Consider the following 16534-nt stretch of genomic DNA (forward strand, 5'->3'; position numbering starts at 1 on the left):
TTGCCCTTTGACAAACATCAACATATAGATAAAAGCTCGGCTTCCGGGCTTTTATTTTTGTCTAAAAAGTAAATCCTACAATAAAAAATTAATTTATATTTGTAGTTATGGATTATAAACAGCTAATTATTCGCGGAATATCGTACAGCCAGACACAATCAGGGGCGTACGCATTGTTATTGGAACATGAAGAAACACATATAAAATTACCTGTTGTTATAGGAAATTTCGAGGCACAATCCATTTCTCTTGGCCTGGAGAAAGACATTCATCCGCCGCGACCCCTTACTCACGATTTATTCACAAAATTTATAGTTTCTGCCAATTACGAATTGATTTCTGTGATCATTTATCAGATCGTAGACGGCGTTTTCTTCTCAAATATAAATTTCAAAAATAAAAATAACGACGAAGAATTGATTCTGGATGCCAGAACTTCTGATGCTGTTGCGATGGCAGTAAGATTTGATGCGCCTATTTTTACAACTCAGCAGGTCTTAAATGAAGCAGGAATTCTTCTTGAGCTTGAAGATGTTTCCAAAGAAGAGCAGCCGTTTTCTGAAACCACTCAGGCAGAAGATAATTTAAAGTCTGTTTCTATGGAAGAGCTTACGAAATTATTGGAAGAAGCTGTGAAAGAAGAAGATTACGATACTGCTCTGGAGATTCAGGAAGAGATCAAAAGAAGAAAAAAGAAAATCGACTAAATCGAGATATTTCACACTAACTATGAATTTAAAACTACGACTTACCATCCTCAGTTTTCTCCAGTTTTTTGTTTGGGGAGCCTGGCTGATTACGATGGCTAATTTTTGGTTCGGTACAAAACACTGGGACGGGACGCAGTTTGGGGCTGTTTTCGGAACAATGGGGATCGCTTCCATTTTTATGCCGACCATCACCGGGATTATTGCCGACCGATGGGTGAATGCAGAACGGATTTTTTCCGCACTACAAATTCTTTACGGAATAACGCTTTTTGTGTTGCCACATACCGAGAATCCCAGCTCTTTTTACTTGGTAATGCTTGTTGCGATGTGCTTTTATATGCCGACAATTGCACTGGCAAATTCTATTTCATATACTGTTTTAAAGAATAGTAATTTAGACGTTGTTAAAGATTTTCCTCCGATTCGTGTTTGGGGTACAATTGGTTTTATTGTGGCAATGTGGGTGACGAATCTTACCGGAAATAAATCTACGGAAGGGCAGTTCTATATTGGCGGAATCGCAGCAATTATTTTAGGAATTTATGCATTAACGTTACCGAAATGCCCGCCTCAGAAGCTAATTGATAAAAGCGCCTCTATATTTGAACAATTAGGTTTGAATGCATTCAAGCTGTTTGGAAATTACAAAATGGCTTTATTCTTTGGGTTTTCTATGCTTTTAGGAGCTGCATTACAGCTTACAAATGCTTATGGAGATGTATTTTTGAGTGAATTTTCTCATTTTCCCAAATATGCAGATTCTTTTGTAGTTCAGAGATCAACAATTGTAATGTCAATTTCCCAGGTTTCTGAGACGCTGTTTATTTTGGCGATTCCTTTCTTTTTAAAGAGATACGGAATTAAAAAAGTAATGCTGATTTCAATGTTTGCATGGGTGTTGCGATTCGCATTCTTTGCGTACGGAACTCCGGAAGGATATGGAGTATCATTAATTATTCTGTCTTGTATCGTTTACGGAATGGCATTCGATTTTTTCAATATTTCGGGCTCGCTTTTTGTAGAAACGACTACAGACAAAAAGATCCGTTCTTCTGCACAGGGATTATTTATGATGATGACCAATGGTTTTGGAGCTTATTTCGGAAGTAATATTGCAGGTTGGGCAATTGATAAATTTTTTACCCATAAATTCGTAAATGCGGATGAATTATCAACTTATCTTGATACCACACCAAATAATCCTACTTTCCTTGAAATTCTTAAAAAAACATTCAATTCTGCTGTAAATGCAGACGGGACTTTATCATCTGCGGTAATGCTAAGAGACTGGACAAATATCTGGTTGGCTTTTGCAGCGTATGCATTAGTTCTTGCGATTCTTTTCGCAGTTTTATTCAGACATAAACACAATCCTGAAGATGTTTCTGCTGTAAAACATTAATTCATTTTCTTGATTATTAAAATATTAAATTGCACTTTTGAAGAAAAAGTGCAATTTTTTTATTTTTCAGGCAACCTTTTATAATTTCTTTCGTCTTATACATAGAAACTGATACATGGAGAGTTTAGAAAAGAATTTTATTTTGGCTAAAAAACAGGATCGTAGGGCTCAGAAGGCTCTCTACGAAATGTTTTCGGCTAAAATGCTTGCCATCGCAAATTCTTACACCAATAATCTTCATGACGCGGAAGATATTCTCCTGAATGCCTTTATGAAATGTTTTACAAAACTTGATGAATGCAGAGAATGGAAAAGTTTCCCGTTTTGGCTGAGAAAAATTATTGTCAATGATTCTATAAGCTTTGTCAGGAAAAACAAAAATATTCTCTACGTCGACATAGAAATTGCTGACGATTATTCAGATGATGATTTGGAAGAAAATCTGGGAGAAATCAATATTGAAGAAATTTTTTCTCAAATGCCGGTTGGCTACAGATTGATCTTTAACCTGTATGTTTTTGAAGATAAAAAGCATCAGGAAATTGCTGAGATTCTCAATATTTCAGAAGGCACAAGTAAAAGTCAGTTTAGCAAAGCAAAAAAATGGCTTGCAGATTATTTAAAAGGAAAAAAAAATGAAAAAAGAAATACTGAGACAGTTAAAATCTGATTACGAAAAACTCGAAATAGAGCCTTCTGCAGATCTTTGGAGCAAAATTGAATCAATGGAATTAAAAGAGGGAAAAATGCCGGATTTAAGTTCTAAAACCTCTTTTCAATGGTGGAAATATGTGGCAATTGTAGTGTTTTTGATTTCTTTAGGTGGTTTGTTTTATTTTAATTCAAATCAAACAGAAAAAAACAATATTGTTGCAAAAAATAATCATTCAAAAAAGTCTGTAAAAGTAAAGTCAAATGCTGAAATTATTAACTCAGATCTAAATTATACTGAAAATAATATTATAATTACTTCAAATGAAAATAAAACCGATGAAATTAGACAAGATAAGAAGGTAATTATTATTTCTCAAAAACCTTTACAAATGAGTAATTCGGTTATAGCTGTAAAGGAAAAGGATATTGTTAATTATTTTAGCCAAAATCCAGTAATTGAAGAAAAAATAACCAATTCAACTCTTGAAAAACCGGTCATCGTTGAAAGGGAAAAAACGAGTTATATAAAAGCTGAAGAACTGCTTTTAGGAAGAGAATTTGATAAAACCCGCGAAGAAAGTCACGAACACCACAAAACTTTTGGAATTCTGGATATGGAAAGAATTAAAATAAAAAGTCCGAATTCATTTAAAATATTAGGAGTAACCGTTTTTTCCGATTCTTTAGAAACTAAATAGAATCTTAAAAATAAGATTTTAAATCTAGTATCTCGCATCTCACATCTAAATATTTGAATAATAAATACTGTTCTGAAAAACAAACAGGGCTAAAATATTGTCTAAAATTAAACCTAAAATATGAAAACGAAAATCGCCTTAATGACTGCTGTAATGGCTTTTTCTTACACTTTTGCACAGGAAAATCCGCACATGAAATTGTATTCTCAAAAAATTGACAGTATCGTAGTTTCGGAAAAATCAAAAATGGATACCGAGCTTAATGAGATCGATAAAAATTTTAAAGAAAATAAAATCTCAGCCGAAGAAAAGCAAAAACAGAGGTCGGAAATCGCTTCAAAATACGAGCAAATTATTAATGAAAAAGTCGATGAGCAAAAATCTGAGCTTGAAGATGCTACCAAATCTATGGTAAAAAATGCAGTTTTAGGAAAAAAAGATACGTTGCATGGTGGTAAAAACGAACTTGCATTAGAATTCGGCGGAATGAAAATGAAGCTCAACAAAGATAAAAACACACCAAAAGATTACCTGAGAACTATTGAACTTTCCGTGAGTCTGACAGGCGCAAATCTTACTTCAAAAGAACAGCCTTTTACGTTTTTCAATAAAGATTCTGATGTGAGAAATACGGTGATTAATTCGTCCAGCTTTACCATAAGATATGAAAATCAGGTTGGTGGCTTTACAAGTCCTGTTTTTTATCGCATAGGTTTGGGGGTAAGAACGGATAAATATATTCCGAAATACGGAAAAGTTTTCGCTCAGGAAAATAATACACTCTTTGTTGAAGATTTCGACCGTGGAAATTTGAGAAAAACAAATATGAAGACCAATTACATTTTTCTGCCTGTAGATCTGAAATTTGTATTAAATCCAAAATACATTGATTATGAGGGTGTAAAATATCTTGATAACAAGAAAAGCCAGCTTAGTATTGTTGCAGGTATTTACGGTGGTGTGAGGTTGGAAAGTGTGATGTACAATAAATATTCAAATGAAAATTCTAAGAGAATTGTTGAGAGAGAAAGAGTAATGCAGGGCGTAAATAATTTTGTTTTCGGAGGTAAATTCGGAATTGGATATGGAGGATTTAATATCTTTATTCAAAAAGATTTTACTCCTTTATTTAATGATGATGCTAAACTGAGCAAGAAATATGGGTTACAAATCGGGATTGAAATAGCCAATGTTAATTTCTAAATTAACAGTAATATTAATTATTTATTACGAAATCTATAAATTTGTTAGCGATGTTTTATTTTTTATAATTGATAATTTCTAATACTCTGTTTTTAAAGCACACTCATTTTAAGTGTGTTTTTTTTTGTATTTTAGTCACTTTAAGAAATATGAAAAATATTCAGTTATTAGGATTATTATTGGTCATTGTGGGTAGTTTTCTTCCATTGGTTCATGTTCCGGTGATCGGAAACTGGAATTATTGGAAACTAGATCATTATTTAGCGATCGTATGCTGGTTTCTTTCGGCTTGCGCACTTTTCGGAATCGTCAATAACCGTATGAAAATTGTACGTATTTTTGCCGTTCTTTTAATAGGATGGTTTATTCTTACATTAGCTGCCGTGAAGATTCAGTCGTTGCAATATTTTAGTTTTTTACCTTTTAAATCCTGGCAGGAAACTTTTGCGGGAGTGGTAAAATTGAGATGGGGCTGGATCGTAGAATTCTTAGGCGCTTTTATAATGCTTTTTGCTAAAAATAAAATTAAATAGACACAGATATGAATTATGTTAAAACACTTTCCGTTGTAGCATTGTTTTTGGGAATTTCTCAAATAAACGCTCAGAAAAAAACAGATACAAAGAAAACAGAACCCAAAAAAGAGGCGGTAAAACAAAAGCCTGCGGATAATCCCACAAAATGCACCAATATTAAGGAAGGTACATTTCTTAGGATCAATTATCCGAAAAATCTTTGGTATATGACCATTAAAGATAATGTTCAGACAGAATATTATAATGATGGAAAAGAATATGTAAAATCAAGCCTCGTTTTCCTTGATGATTGTAATTATAAGGCTGTTGTTATTGATGTTAAAGGTAATGACCGTATTAAAGTTGATGATGTTTTTACCAATAAAGTGATTGCAACACGAGACAGTTATATTAAAATCCAGTCTCAGATTGCAGGAGATAAATATGATTTTATTCTGGTAAAAGTAAAGTAAAAGAATAGAAATATAAAGCAAAGCCGAAAGGTTTACTGAATTAAATATAAAAATAGAATTATAAAAATGAAAGAAGTATTCATCGTTTCCGCCGTAAGAACTCCGATGGGAAGTTTTTTGGGAAGTTTATCAACTGTTCCTGCCACAAAATTAGGATCTGCTGCTGTAAAAGGAGCATTGGATAAAATTGGTCTTGATCCTAAAAACGTTCAGGAAATCTACATGGGGAACGTTCTACAGGCTGGCGAAGGACAGGCGCCGGCTCGCCAGGTTGCTTTGGGAGCGGGTCTTTCTATTGAAACACCTTCTACTACCGTAAACAAAGTCTGTGCTTCAGGAATGAAAGCTGTGACAATGGCTGCACAGGCAATTAAAGCTGGTGATGCAGACGTAATTGTTGCCGGAGGTATGGAAAATATGTCTTCGGTTCCTCACTATTATAACGCGAGAAACGCTGCAAAATTAGGAGATGTAAAAATGTTGGACGGAATGGTTTTAGACGGTCTTACAGACGTTTACAACAAAGTACATATGGGAGTTTGCGCAGAAAAATGTGCAACAGATTATAGCATTTCAAGAGAAGATCAGGATAAATTTGCCATTGAATCTTATACGAGAGCTGCAAAAGCATGGTCCGAAGGAAAATTCGCTGAAGAAGTAGTTCCCGTATCCATTCCTCAGAGAAAAGGAGACCCGGTCATTTTCGCTGAAGATGAAGAATATAAAGCCGTAAACTTCGACAGAATCCCGACGCTTCCTACTGTTTTCAAAAAAGAGGAAGGAACGGTAACTGCTGCAAACGCTTCTACTTTAAATGACGGAGCTTCTGCATTAATCCTTGTTTCTAAAGAAAAAATGGAAGAATTGGGACTGAAGCCGTTAGCAAGAATTATTTCTTACGCTGATGCTGCTCAGGCGCCTGAAGATTTCACGACTGTCCCTTCAAAAGCATTGCCGATCGCGCTTAAAAAAGCTGGTTTAGAGCTTACAGATATTGATTTCTTTGAATTTAATGAAGCATTTTCTGTGGTAGGTTTAGCCAACAACAAGATCTTGGGATTAGACGCTTCAAAAGTTAATGTGAATGGTGGAGCAGTTGCTCTTGGCCATCCGCTTGGAAGCTCAGGTTCAAGAATCATTGTTACGCTGATCAATGTTTTAAAGCAAAACAACGGAAAATATGGTGCTGCAGCGATCTGTAATGGTGGCGGTGGCGCATCTGCGATTGTTATTGAAAATATGTGATATCCTGAATTTCAGGGATTTTATAAATAAAAACAGATTCACGATAAAGAATTTGTTAACTAAAACGGGGTTTATTAGCCCCGTTTTTTATATATTAAGAAGCAGCTGTCCCACAATATAAGTTTGCAGTGCCGGAGATTCCGATGGCGCAAATCAAAACCGCTTAAGACCGTCGGGATTTCCGACAAAGAAAATCAGAATAAAATTAGTCCGTCGGAAGTTCCGCCGATGGAAAATGAAAAAAAGTTGTTTTTTCGGAAATTCCGAGAGGGCAAACCTGTTTTTAGGAGCTTTTTTTCCTCATTGAATTGCAATGTCTTTTTTTATAAGGAGCTTTTTGACTTTGCCGAATTGTAATTCTTTATTTTTTTAAGAAGCAATTTCCCGCTTTCCACTTTATCTTTTTGGTTGCGGGCTCCTGAACCATGTTCGTAAACTTTCAGTTTATGCCCCGCCCGCAACCAAAAAGGATGCCGTTGCAATCGGGGCTAGGTATTCGTCCTTGCGAAGAATGGAGTGACGAAGCAATCCCTTGTAACTTTCCAATTCTCAGTTACCACCCGGTTTCTAAACTTCGCTGAGTATAAACTGAGGGTCTACGAATGCAGCTCACGCTTTGCGAACGAAAAATATTCTCAGCCTTAGCGTTAAAATTAATTGCTTCTTACGCTAGCTAAACCGATTAATTAACATGTATTCATCCAAAACAAAAGAATTAACCTTCCCGAAACAATAAAAGAAAATAAAAAACTCCGAATATTCAATGGTTTTTATATTTTTGTGCTACAAATAATATTCAAATGGCTGAAATTGAGAATCAACCTCAAATAATAAAAAATAATCCGAAGATTATGAGAGCCTGGGCGGTGTATGACTGGGCAAATTCTGTATACTCTTTGGTAATTACTTCTGCAATATTTCCAATTTATTATACTATTCTTACCACTGCGTACAACAAGAAAGAATATGTTCCGGCAGCAGGTGAGTTTCAGGAGATCCCTGTAAGGAATATGATAAAAATATTCGGTGAAACCTATGAGCCGGATGCTGTTCTCAGCTTTTCTTATGCGCTGTCGTTTTTCCTGGTAGTGCTGTTATCTCCGTTTTTATCGTCTTTAGCCGATACCATTGGTAATAAAAAATCTTTTTTACAGTTTTTCTGTTACCTGGGAGCAACATCATGTATGGGATTGGCGATGTTTACGGGAATGCATAATTTCTTTCTGGGCGTGCTTTTCAGCATACTGGCGAGTGTCGGATTTTGGGGAAGCCTTGTATTTTACAACTCGTTTTTACCCGATATTGCAACCCCGGAAAAGCAGGACGGATTGTCGGCAAAGGGCTATATTTACGGTTATGTAGGATCTGTGGTTTTACTTATTATCTGTCTGGTTCTAATTCAGGTTGTAGCAAAAGGGCCTCACCAGCAGAATATATTTATAAGAATCAGTTTCCTCTTAACGGGAGCCTGGTGGTTTGGTTTTTCTCAATATACATTCAAGCATTTACCTCAGTTTGGGGATGTTAAAGAAAAGCTTCCTAAAGATCTGGTACTGTTGAATTATAAAAATATATTCAAAGCACACGCTGAGCAGGGCGGTTTTTTTGAGGTTTTAAAAGATAATATCAGCTTTTATAAAGATATTGCGAAAGAAAGCTTCAGAGAACTGTTCAGAGTAGGAAATAAGCTGTTTAAGGATAAAAGCTTAAAATTTTTCCTATCCAGCTTCTTCTTTTACAGCGTCGGAATGCAGACCATATTCCTCATGGCAACACCATTCGGCAGTAATGTGATCTTCCCGAAGCAGGATGAAAAATATAAGCTGATCATTACTATTTTGGTGATACAGATTATTGCGATTTTAGGAGCATTTTTATTCTCAAAAATTTCAAAAAAGATCGGAAACAAAAACGTAATTACCATTGCTGTTATTATCTGGATCATTTGCTGTCTTTCTGCATTCTCATTAAATAAGGAAAATCCTAATCTTCAATACCAGTTTTATGCATTAGCAGGGCTTATAGGCTTGGTAATGGGTGGTTTACAGGCTATGTCAAGATCTACCTATTCCAAATTATTACCAGAAAATTCAATGGAAAATACTACGTTTTTCAGTTTCTATGATGTTCTTGAAAAACTGGCTATCATCTGCGGAATGTTAATTTTCAGTGTGCTAATCCAGAAATTCGGAAATATGCAGTATGCTTTTATTGCGATGTCTGCATTTTTTGCTGTAGGAGCTATTCTTATTCGTTTCCTTAAAGTTCCGATTAAAAAAGATTAGAAAAAAAGAAATATATAAACTTAAGACGCTTATTTGGCGTCTTTTTTTTGTCTTTACATATAAATATTAACTAAATATTTTTAAATTATAGATAAAATTTTCATCATTTTATATCAATATGTTAATTTTTAGCTCTTTCTATTAATACAAAACAGCTTTTTTGATTAAATATCTGTGTGTTTTTTATTGAAGATTGATTTTTTTTGTTTATTTGCAAAAATAATAAAAGAATGATTAAAAAAATTTTACTCCTTGGTATTTTACAGTGCTTTATTTTTGGTTTTTCGCAAACCTTGAGGCCAGTTGCACAAAAAATATCCGAGTATCACGCGAAAAATGAAAGTTTTAAAAAATATGATTTGTTCGCTGTAAACAAGAATTCAAGCAAATTCCCTGAATATAAAAGAGCGGCAACAGATATTTCTGTACTTTCTGTGAATTCAGCTGAGCTGAAGAAACTGGTTAACGACAAACCCGAATATGTTGAAGTATCTTTTCCATATAACGATAAGCAGATCACTGTTGAATTATATAAAAATCAAATATTTACCAGTAGCTTTAGGGTAACTACAAATACAGGCGAGATCGTTCCTTACACGCCTGGAGTTTATTATCAGGGAATTGTGAAAGGAGATAATACCTCTGTAGTGGCATTCAGCTTCTTTGATAATGATATTATAGGAGTCGCTTCCACAACGGAATTAGGGAATGTGATCGTAGGAAAAGTAAAAAACTCTGAAGATTTTGTTAGCTATTCAGAATCTAAATTAACGGGAGCCAATCCTTTTGTTTGCGGAATTGATGAGCTGAAAGAAAATCAGGCTCAAAAAATAGCTTTTGATCCCAGCACCGTAAACAAAAAGACTCTTACAGAAAACTGCGTAAGAATCTATTATGAAGTATGTTATACACCTTATGTAAATAACGGTTCGAATACAACAACGGTTACCAATTGGCTGACGGCAATTCATAATAATATTGCAACACTTTATAACAATGATGATATAAAAGTTGCTTTAAACGAAATTAATATCTGGACTACCCAAGACCCTTATTCGGGAACACCGAATGCAAATTTGGGAAGCTTCAGAGCAAATAGACCTACATTTAACGGTGATTTGGCCCACCTTATTAATGCACCGGCAACAACGAGTGTCGCTTACCTTAATTCGCTTTGTACAAGTCTAAGGTATGCCTATTCAGGTATTTCCCAAACTTATAGTAACGTTCCTGTGTATTCATGGACGATTCAGGCAATGACCCATGAAATGGGGCACAGTTTAGGCTCTCCCCACACGCACGCCTGCGCATGGAACGGAAATGGCACTCCTATCGACGGATGCGGAGCTCAGGCTGGCTACAGCGAAGGCTGTACAGGCCCTATTCCTACATCAGCACAAAAAGGAACGATCATGAGCTATTGTCATTTGATCGGCGGTGTTGGAATTGGTTTTAATAATGGTTTTGGCCCTCAACCTTCTGCTTTAATTAGAAATACAGTAGATTCTAAGGCTTGTCTTGGAACTAATTGTACAACTGCCTGTTCCGCGACCATCACAGGAATGAGCGTCTCGAATGTTACTCAAAACTCAGCGAATGCCGTTATTACTGATGTCATTTCGACATCCTGGAAATATAAATTGGCCAGATTAAATGGTACAATTATTACAACAGGAAATACTTCGGTACAAAATTTAAGCTTTACGAATCTTTTACCGGCAACTTATTATAAACTTTTTGTTGGCTCGAGCTGCTCAGGATCAAACGCTTATCAAAGATCTCAAATATTTCTTACAGATACAGACTGGTGCAGCGATGCGCAATTTGCAGATACAGGTGGAGATGCTGCTAACTATGGTGATAATGAGATGATTGTAAAAACGTTCTATCCTTCATCGGGTTCAGCATTAACGATGACTTTTACTCAGTTTGCTTTAGAACAGGATTACGATTTTATGAACGTTTATAACGGTCCTTCTACCACTTCGCCTTTGTTTGCAAATGGGAATAACTTAACGGGAAATACTCTTCCAGGTTCTTTTACTTCTACAGATCCTTCGGGTGCAATTACAGTAAGATTTTTATCTGATGAAGGGGTAAACGAAAGCGGTTGGAAAGCCAATTTTTCATGTGCAGTTTTAGCTGTTGATGCTGTTAATGTTAAAAATAGTTCAATTAATATTTATCCGAATCCGGCTAGAAATATGATCGTAATTTCATCGAAAGAGAACTTAAAATCATACAAAATTTATGATGAAACGGGAAGATTAGTTTCCGGATCTTCATTAAAAGGAAATAAGCAAGAAGTCAATATTTCATCAATGCAGACAGGAAATTATGTCGTTTCTATTGAAACAGATAAACAAACTGTTAGTAAAAAACTGATAAAACAATAATATTTTAAATGATAATTACTCAAAAGCCTGATAATTTCAGGCTTTTTTGCTATCTTTAGTAAATGTTAAAATAAGTTATAATTCGGCTCAGATTTTGCTTATAATGAGTAGAATAATTTTTAACTTTGCAAAAAGATTTATTGTCTAAAATGACGAACCCTCTATTTTACGCAAAAATAATTTTGTTTGGAGAATACGGAATGATTGAAGATTCCCAAGGTCTTGTGGTTCCTTACAGTTTCTACAAGGGGACTTTGAAGTTTTCGGATTCAGGCTCAGACTCAGAATTTGAGAAGAAATCAAACAAACATTTGCAAAAATATTCTGATTATCTGGCAGAATTAGATCTTTCCGATGATTTTAAATTAGACGTAGAAAGATTCAAAAACGATATTTCACACGGGCTTTTCTTTGATTCAAATATTCCACAGGGATATGGAGTGGGAAGTTCGGGTGCTTTGGTGGCTGCTATTTTCGAAAAGTATTCAATCAAAAAGCACGATCCGGAGAATATTTCAAAAGATATTTTAAAATCCCTTAAAGCTGTTTTTGGTGAGATGGAAAGCTATTTCCACGGTAAAAGTTCAGGAATGGATCCCTTGATCTGTTACATGAATCTGCCGATTCTTATCGAAAATAAAGAGAATTTAGATAAAGTTTCAATTCCCAAAGAAGAACAAGGAAAAGGGGCTATTTTCCTGATTGATTCAGGAATAACGGGCGAAACAGGCCCAATGATACAGATTTTCTTTGAAAAAATGAAGACCGAAGGTTTCCGTAAAACATTAAAAGAAGAATTTATCCGTTACAACAATGCCTGTATTGATTCTTTTCTTAAAAAAGACATGAATCCATTCTTCAGAAACCTCAAAAAACTTTCACACTGGGCTTACGAACATTTTCGCCCGATGATCCCTGAAAGCATTTTTAATATCTGGAAAAAAGGTTTAGACACAAATGCCTATTATCTTAAACTTTGCGGAAGCGGTGGCGGAGGCTATATCCTTGGATTTACCAAAGATTACGAGAAAGCTGAAAAAATGCTTGATGGCTTTCAAAAAGAGGTAATTTACAGATTCTAAAAGAGTTGGGGATGAATTATTCTGAAAAAGAAAATTTCCAACAGAAAAATATTAAATCAAAATCTCTATTTTATAGAGTTTCACAATTTGTGGGCTTTCTTTTGGGAGCTCGCTTTTTTGTTGCCATTTTGCTCACTTTTGCTTTGTATGTTTCTACATTTTTCCTTTTTAATCAGGATGAAACATTCAGAAAATTTGTTTTTGATTTTAAAGTTCATGGGATTATTTTCTGTACGGTTTTAACGATTTTGGCTGGCGGTATCATCAACCAGTTTTATGATTTTGAGAAAGATCATATTGTAAAACCTTTCAGAACAAGGATTCAGAGCTTTATTAAGCAAAAATATTTCCTTTATGTTTATTTATTTTTATGCATCATTTCTTTAACTGTCGCTTGGCTGATTTCACATAATGTATTTTTATTTTTTGTTGTTTATCAGTTTTTTATGTGGTTTTACAGCCATAAATTAAGCCGGATTTTAATCGTAAATAATCTCACTTTTGTAAGCCTGACACTCTATCCTTTCTTCGGAATGATGGTATATTATGAGACTTTTTCAAGAAAAGTCCTTTTGATGGCTATTTTCTTATTTTTAATTTTATTATGTATTGATATTGTGAAAGATACGTTAACGAAAAGCGTTGACAAAGCTTTTGGTTATATCACGATTCCCAATTATTTTAAAAGTAATACAACTAAAAGCATTATCATTTCTTTATTGATTATTACAATGGCTGTTTCGATGAAACTGATTATCAGAACGGGGATTTCCGGGTTTATGGCATACTATTTTACCGGCGGATTATTTGTGATGATTTTTTGTATTTACCTTTTATTAAATTCAACCAGGAAAAGTAAGTTTTTAACTTTGAATATCTTACGGTTTTGGGTTTTCGTGGGAATTATCGCCATGCTTCTTAATGGTATCGAGAATAAATTGTAGAGAAAATCCTTTAAAAAACCTTTGGTTATTCTTACCTTTGCCAAACTCTAAATTTATATAAAAGGAATGCCCATTTTTAACGATACTAAAGTAGCATTTGCTGATAAGTCTGATGCACAGTTAAGAAAAGCGTACTGGATGTTCAAAATGATCGAACAACCCGCTCTTACAAGTCTTGGAACTTCTGTCCTTAATTTCACGATTCATAATAATTTTCCGTTTGTTACAGGAATTGTAAAAAAAACATTATTTGAGCAATTTTGCGGTGGTGAAACACGCGAAGAAAGCATGAATGTTGTAAAGCAACTCTTCAAAAGAGGTGTTGGAAGCATCTTCGATTATTCGATTGAAGGTAAGGAAGATGAGGAAACTTTTGATGCGGTTTGCAAAGAAATTAAGGATATTGTAAGATTTTCAGTGGGAAATCCTGCAATCCCTTTTATTGTTTTTAAACCAACAGCTTTCGGTAGAATTGATCTTTATGAAGCAGTTGGAAAGAATGCAGAGCTGACTTCAAGCCAAAAAGAAGAATGGGAAAGAGTTGTAAAAAGATTTGATGAAGTGTGTAAGCTTTGCCATGAAAATGATAAAAAAGTAATGGTAGATGCCGAAGAAACCTGGATGCAGGATGCTGCAGATCAGCTTTGTGAGGAAATGATGGAGAAATATAATCAGCAAAAACCAATCGTTTGGAATACCATCCAAATGTACAGAACCGGCAGATTGGAATATATGGAGGCACATCTTCAGAGAGCGAGAGGAAAAGGCTATTTCATTGGTTATAAGATCGTTCGTGGTGCTTATATGGAAAAAGAAAGAGCAAGAGCAGCAGAAAAAGGATATCCAGATCCGATCCAGCCCAATAAAGAATCTTCCGATAAAAACTACAATGCAGGAATTGATTTTGTCATGAATCATTTAGATAAAGTTTCGGCTTTCTTTGGTACTCACAATGAAATTTCTTCTGAATTGGTAATGGATAAAATGAAGGCTGAAGCTCTTGAAAATGGCAATCCGCATGTATATTTCGGACAGCTTTACGGAATGAGTGACAATATTACTTTTTATTTGTCAGATAAGGGATATAATGTAGCAAAATACCTTCCGTATGGGCCTGTAAAAGATGTCGTTCCGTATCTTACAAGAAGAGCTCAGGAAAACACTTCTGTTGCCGGACAAACAGGAAGAGAGCTTGGTCTTATTAAGAAAGAATTGGATAGAAGAAAAGGAAAATAAGAATATTTTTAACTTTAAAATATAAGTCTCACATTTTGTGGGACTTTTTTATTGTTTTTGATTAAAATTTACCTAATGCTAAACTCGTACCGTAAAGTTTTGATAAATAATAAGTTAATTCTACTATTTTACATCTATAAATGATAATTATTGATAATATTTATTAAAATTATTTAATCTATTAATTATATAATGTTAAAATAAATTTTTTATTGTGGATTTAATATTATTTTTGTAATTTAGTTGCGTACCATGAAAAAAGCTTAAAATGTGTTTATCATTTTAATTAAAATAGCTTGAAAATTATAAAGCAGTAGCTTTAGTTTTCTTCTTCAAATATTTTTTTACCTGATCATTTTCTTTGGTCAGGTTTTATTATGGCTCAAAACTTTCAAATTTTCCGTTTTCGTAGAACAAAACAATACGTTTAATCTTACTTTGTTGATTTTCAATTACTTGATTGAAAATTTTTTCATTTGATTTTTCTAATCGCTGAGAATCGATTATTTTTTCTTGTGCTGTACTTTGATTGGATGTAAATGATTCTCGGGAGGCTTGTTTTGGGGTTTCAATTTGCATTTCTTCAGCCCCGAAATCATCATCGTCATTCATCATTGTAAATAAATCGGGAAGAGAAGTTGGTTTTATTTTCTCATCGTCAATTTCTTTTTCTTCTTTAATCTTCGGATTTTCGGGGAGCTCAGACTTTAGCATTTCGCCTTCACCATTTACCAACCAGTCCCAAAGAATTTCAGGGAAGTGGGATTTTATTTTTATAATAAATTCTAAAGAAGGCTTATTTCTTCCGGAAGTAATATGCGAGATCGAAGAACGCTGTACGTCAATTTCATCTGCAAATTCTGACGGAGTAAGTTTTGAGTACTCTATAACTTTGGAAATTCTGTCGTTTAAACTCATAATGGTAAGCTTTTATCACTTTACAAATGTAAAAATAAAGTTTACAAATGCAAAATACAAAAGTAAACAATTTCAAACTTATCAATAATACATTTGTAAACAGTATTAATTGACTGATAAACAACTATTTATAATGTTGATAAAATTTAAGTGGTAAATTTATTTAACAAATTTTCCCCAATATGTGTTTTTAAGGTTTTTACTTAAAGTAATAGATTAAGTAAACGAATTATTGAACATTTTAACATTAATACATTCGTTAAATATCGTATTAGAGCCATTCTATATAATTAACAAGTTTAAATTTTAACATATAGAGTAGGAGACAAGCTAAATACTTGATTTTATATATAAATAAGGTGACATTGATAAGAGGGATAAGTAATTTTTCCAGTGTAAACATTGAATATAAGCTCATTTTAACGATTAATAACAAATAATACTATTTACTTATTTAGATAATTTCTGTCTAGTTATGGCTTTTATTTCAGCTTAATTTCGCAAACAATTTTTAATAGGAGTTTCTAAATAATTAACAATTTACATTTGTGTAATTAAGTAATTAACAGATTTTCCAGTAGTTTTCCACGTTTAAGTTAGTTACGCTCATTTGTTGATAAACAGGCTTTTTAGCACTTAAAGTAAGCTTCAAATTATAATTTATATAAATAATATAACTTATTGAATTTAAGAGAATTAAAAATAGATTAATAAATTATTCGCAATCCACAATTTTATCCACAGACAAAATGGCAATTCGTGATGTTTAATTA

Annotated in this window: 14 protein-coding genes; 13 read left to right on the top strand and 1 reads right to left on the bottom strand. The window is 33.9% G+C overall.

All coding sequences use genetic code 11. The features are described 5' to 3' along the window. Window positions 1–107 precede the first annotated feature (107 nt). The 13 genes from BLT04_RS16695 to BLT04_RS16755 all read left to right on the top strand — a co-directional run bounded on the left by BLT04_RS16695 (window position 108) and on the right by BLT04_RS16755 (window position 14843). Window positions 108–707: a bifunctional nuclease family protein gene (locus BLT04_RS16695; protein ID WP_089756931.1), complete on the top strand. Its 600-nt coding sequence runs from the start codon at window positions 108–110 to the stop codon at window positions 705–707. Further along, window positions 655–2112 (top strand): nucleoside permease, encoded by a 1458-nt coding sequence (locus tag BLT04_RS16700; protein WP_139166272.1) that lies wholly within the window; start codon window positions 655–657, stop codon window positions 2110–2112. Before BLT04_RS16695 ends, BLT04_RS16700 begins: the two co-directional genes overlap by 53 nt. Window positions 2113–2227: 115 nt before the next feature. Then, a complete protein-coding gene (locus tag BLT04_RS16705; protein WP_089756933.1) occupies window positions 2228–2782 on the top strand; it encodes an RNA polymerase sigma factor in 555 nt (184 codons plus the stop codon). 55 nt (window positions 2783–2837) lie between these two features. Then, window positions 2838–3464, top strand: a complete 627-nt coding sequence (locus BLT04_RS16710; RefSeq protein ID WP_139166273.1) for a hypothetical protein — start codon at window positions 2838–2840, stop codon at window positions 3462–3464. A gap of 120 nt (window positions 3465–3584) precedes the next feature. Further along, window positions 3585–4667: a hypothetical protein gene (locus BLT04_RS16715; protein WP_089756935.1), complete on the top strand. Its 1083-nt coding sequence runs from the start codon at window positions 3585–3587 to the stop codon at window positions 4665–4667. A gap of 149 nt (window positions 4668–4816) precedes the next feature. Further along, on the top strand, window positions 4817–5200 hold the full coding sequence (locus tag BLT04_RS16720) for a hypothetical protein (protein WP_089756936.1): 384 nt from the start codon (window positions 4817–4819) through the stop codon (window positions 5198–5200). An 8-nt stretch (window positions 5201–5208) separates the two neighbouring features. Further along, window positions 5209–5655 (top strand): hypothetical protein, encoded by a 447-nt coding sequence (locus BLT04_RS16725; protein WP_089756937.1) that lies wholly within the window; start codon window positions 5209–5211, stop codon window positions 5653–5655. 66 nt (window positions 5656–5721) lie between these two features. Further along, entirely contained in the window at window positions 5722–6900 is a 1179-nt protein-coding gene (locus BLT04_RS16730; protein ID WP_089756938.1) for an acetyl-CoA C-acyltransferase, read from the top strand. 800 nt (window positions 6901–7700) lie between these two features. Beyond that, window positions 7701–9185 carry an MFS transporter gene (locus BLT04_RS16735; protein WP_089756939.1) on the top strand — a complete coding sequence of 495 codons (1485 nt, stop codon included), beginning with the start codon at window positions 7701–7703 and terminating at the stop codon, window positions 9183–9185. A 230-nt stretch (window positions 9186–9415) separates the two neighbouring features. After that, window positions 9416–11581 carry a M12 family metallo-peptidase gene (locus BLT04_RS16740; protein ID WP_089756940.1) on the top strand — a complete coding sequence of 722 codons (2166 nt, stop codon included), beginning with the start codon at window positions 9416–9418 and terminating at the stop codon, window positions 11579–11581. Window positions 11582–11730: 149 nt separating this feature from the next. Then, window positions 11731–12663 carry a mevalonate kinase family protein gene (locus tag BLT04_RS16745; RefSeq protein WP_089756941.1) on the top strand — a complete coding sequence of 311 codons (933 nt, stop codon included), beginning with the start codon at window positions 11731–11733 and terminating at the stop codon, window positions 12661–12663. Window positions 12664–12674: 11 nt separating this feature from the next. After that, window positions 12675–13607 (top strand): UbiA family prenyltransferase, encoded by a 933-nt coding sequence (locus BLT04_RS16750; RefSeq protein ID WP_089756942.1) that lies wholly within the window; start codon window positions 12675–12677, stop codon window positions 13605–13607. 66 nt (window positions 13608–13673) lie between these two features. Then, window positions 13674–14843 (top strand): proline dehydrogenase family protein, encoded by a 1170-nt coding sequence (locus BLT04_RS16755; RefSeq protein ID WP_089756943.1) that lies wholly within the window; start codon window positions 13674–13676, stop codon window positions 14841–14843. 375 nt (window positions 14844–15218) lie between these two features. Here BLT04_RS16755 and BLT04_RS16760 read toward each other — a convergent pair whose 3' ends face one another. Further along, window positions 15219–15761, bottom strand: a complete 543-nt coding sequence (locus BLT04_RS16760) for a helix-turn-helix transcriptional regulator (RefSeq protein ID WP_089756944.1) — start codon at window positions 15759–15761, stop codon at window positions 15219–15221. Window positions 15762–16534 lie beyond the last annotated feature (773 nt).

It is taken from the genome of Chryseobacterium soldanellicola (assembly GCF_900100115.1).
In the GTDB taxonomy this organism is placed as follows: Bacteria; Bacteroidota; Bacteroidia; order Flavobacteriales; family Weeksellaceae; genus Chryseobacterium; species Chryseobacterium soldanellicola.

Bases quoted from the DNA above. Each gene is read 5' to 3' on its own strand.
- BLT04_RS16695 (WP_089756931.1), top strand. From the start codon at position 108: ATGGATTATAAACAGCTAATTATTCGCGGAATATCGTACAGCCAGACA.
- BLT04_RS16755 (WP_089756943.1), top strand. From the start codon at position 13,674: ATGCCCATTTTTAACGATACTAAAGTAGCATTTGCTGATAAGTCTGAT.
- BLT04_RS16750 (WP_089756942.1), top strand. From the start codon at position 12,675: ATGAATTATTCTGAAAAAGAAAATTTCCAACAGAAAAATATTAAATCA.
- BLT04_RS16725 (WP_089756937.1), top strand. From the start codon at position 5,209: ATGAATTATGTTAAAACACTTTCCGTTGTAGCATTGTTTTTGGGAATT.
- BLT04_RS16735 (WP_089756939.1), top strand. From the start codon at position 7,701: ATGGCTGAAATTGAGAATCAACCTCAAATAATAAAAAATAATCCGAAG.
- BLT04_RS16740 (WP_089756940.1), top strand. From the start codon at position 9,416: ATGATTAAAAAAATTTTACTCCTTGGTATTTTACAGTGCTTTATTTTT.
- BLT04_RS16720 (WP_089756936.1), top strand. From the start codon at position 4,817: ATGAAAAATATTCAGTTATTAGGATTATTATTGGTCATTGTGGGTAGT.
- BLT04_RS16745 (WP_089756941.1), top strand. From the start codon at position 11,731: ATGACGAACCCTCTATTTTACGCAAAAATAATTTTGTTTGGAGAATAC.
- BLT04_RS16730 (WP_089756938.1), top strand. From the start codon at position 5,722: ATGAAAGAAGTATTCATCGTTTCCGCCGTAAGAACTCCGATGGGAAGT.
- BLT04_RS16710 (WP_139166273.1), top strand. From the start codon at position 2,838: ATGGAATTAAAAGAGGGAAAAATGCCGGATTTAAGTTCTAAAACCTCT.
- BLT04_RS16705 (WP_089756933.1), top strand. From the start codon at position 2,228: ATGGAGAGTTTAGAAAAGAATTTTATTTTGGCTAAAAAACAGGATCGT.
- BLT04_RS16760 (WP_089756944.1), bottom strand. From the start codon at position 15,761: ATGAGTTTAAACGACAGAATTTCCAAAGTTATAGAGTACTCAAAACTT.
- BLT04_RS16715 (WP_089756935.1), top strand. From the start codon at position 3,585: ATGAAAACGAAAATCGCCTTAATGACTGCTGTAATGGCTTTTTCTTAC.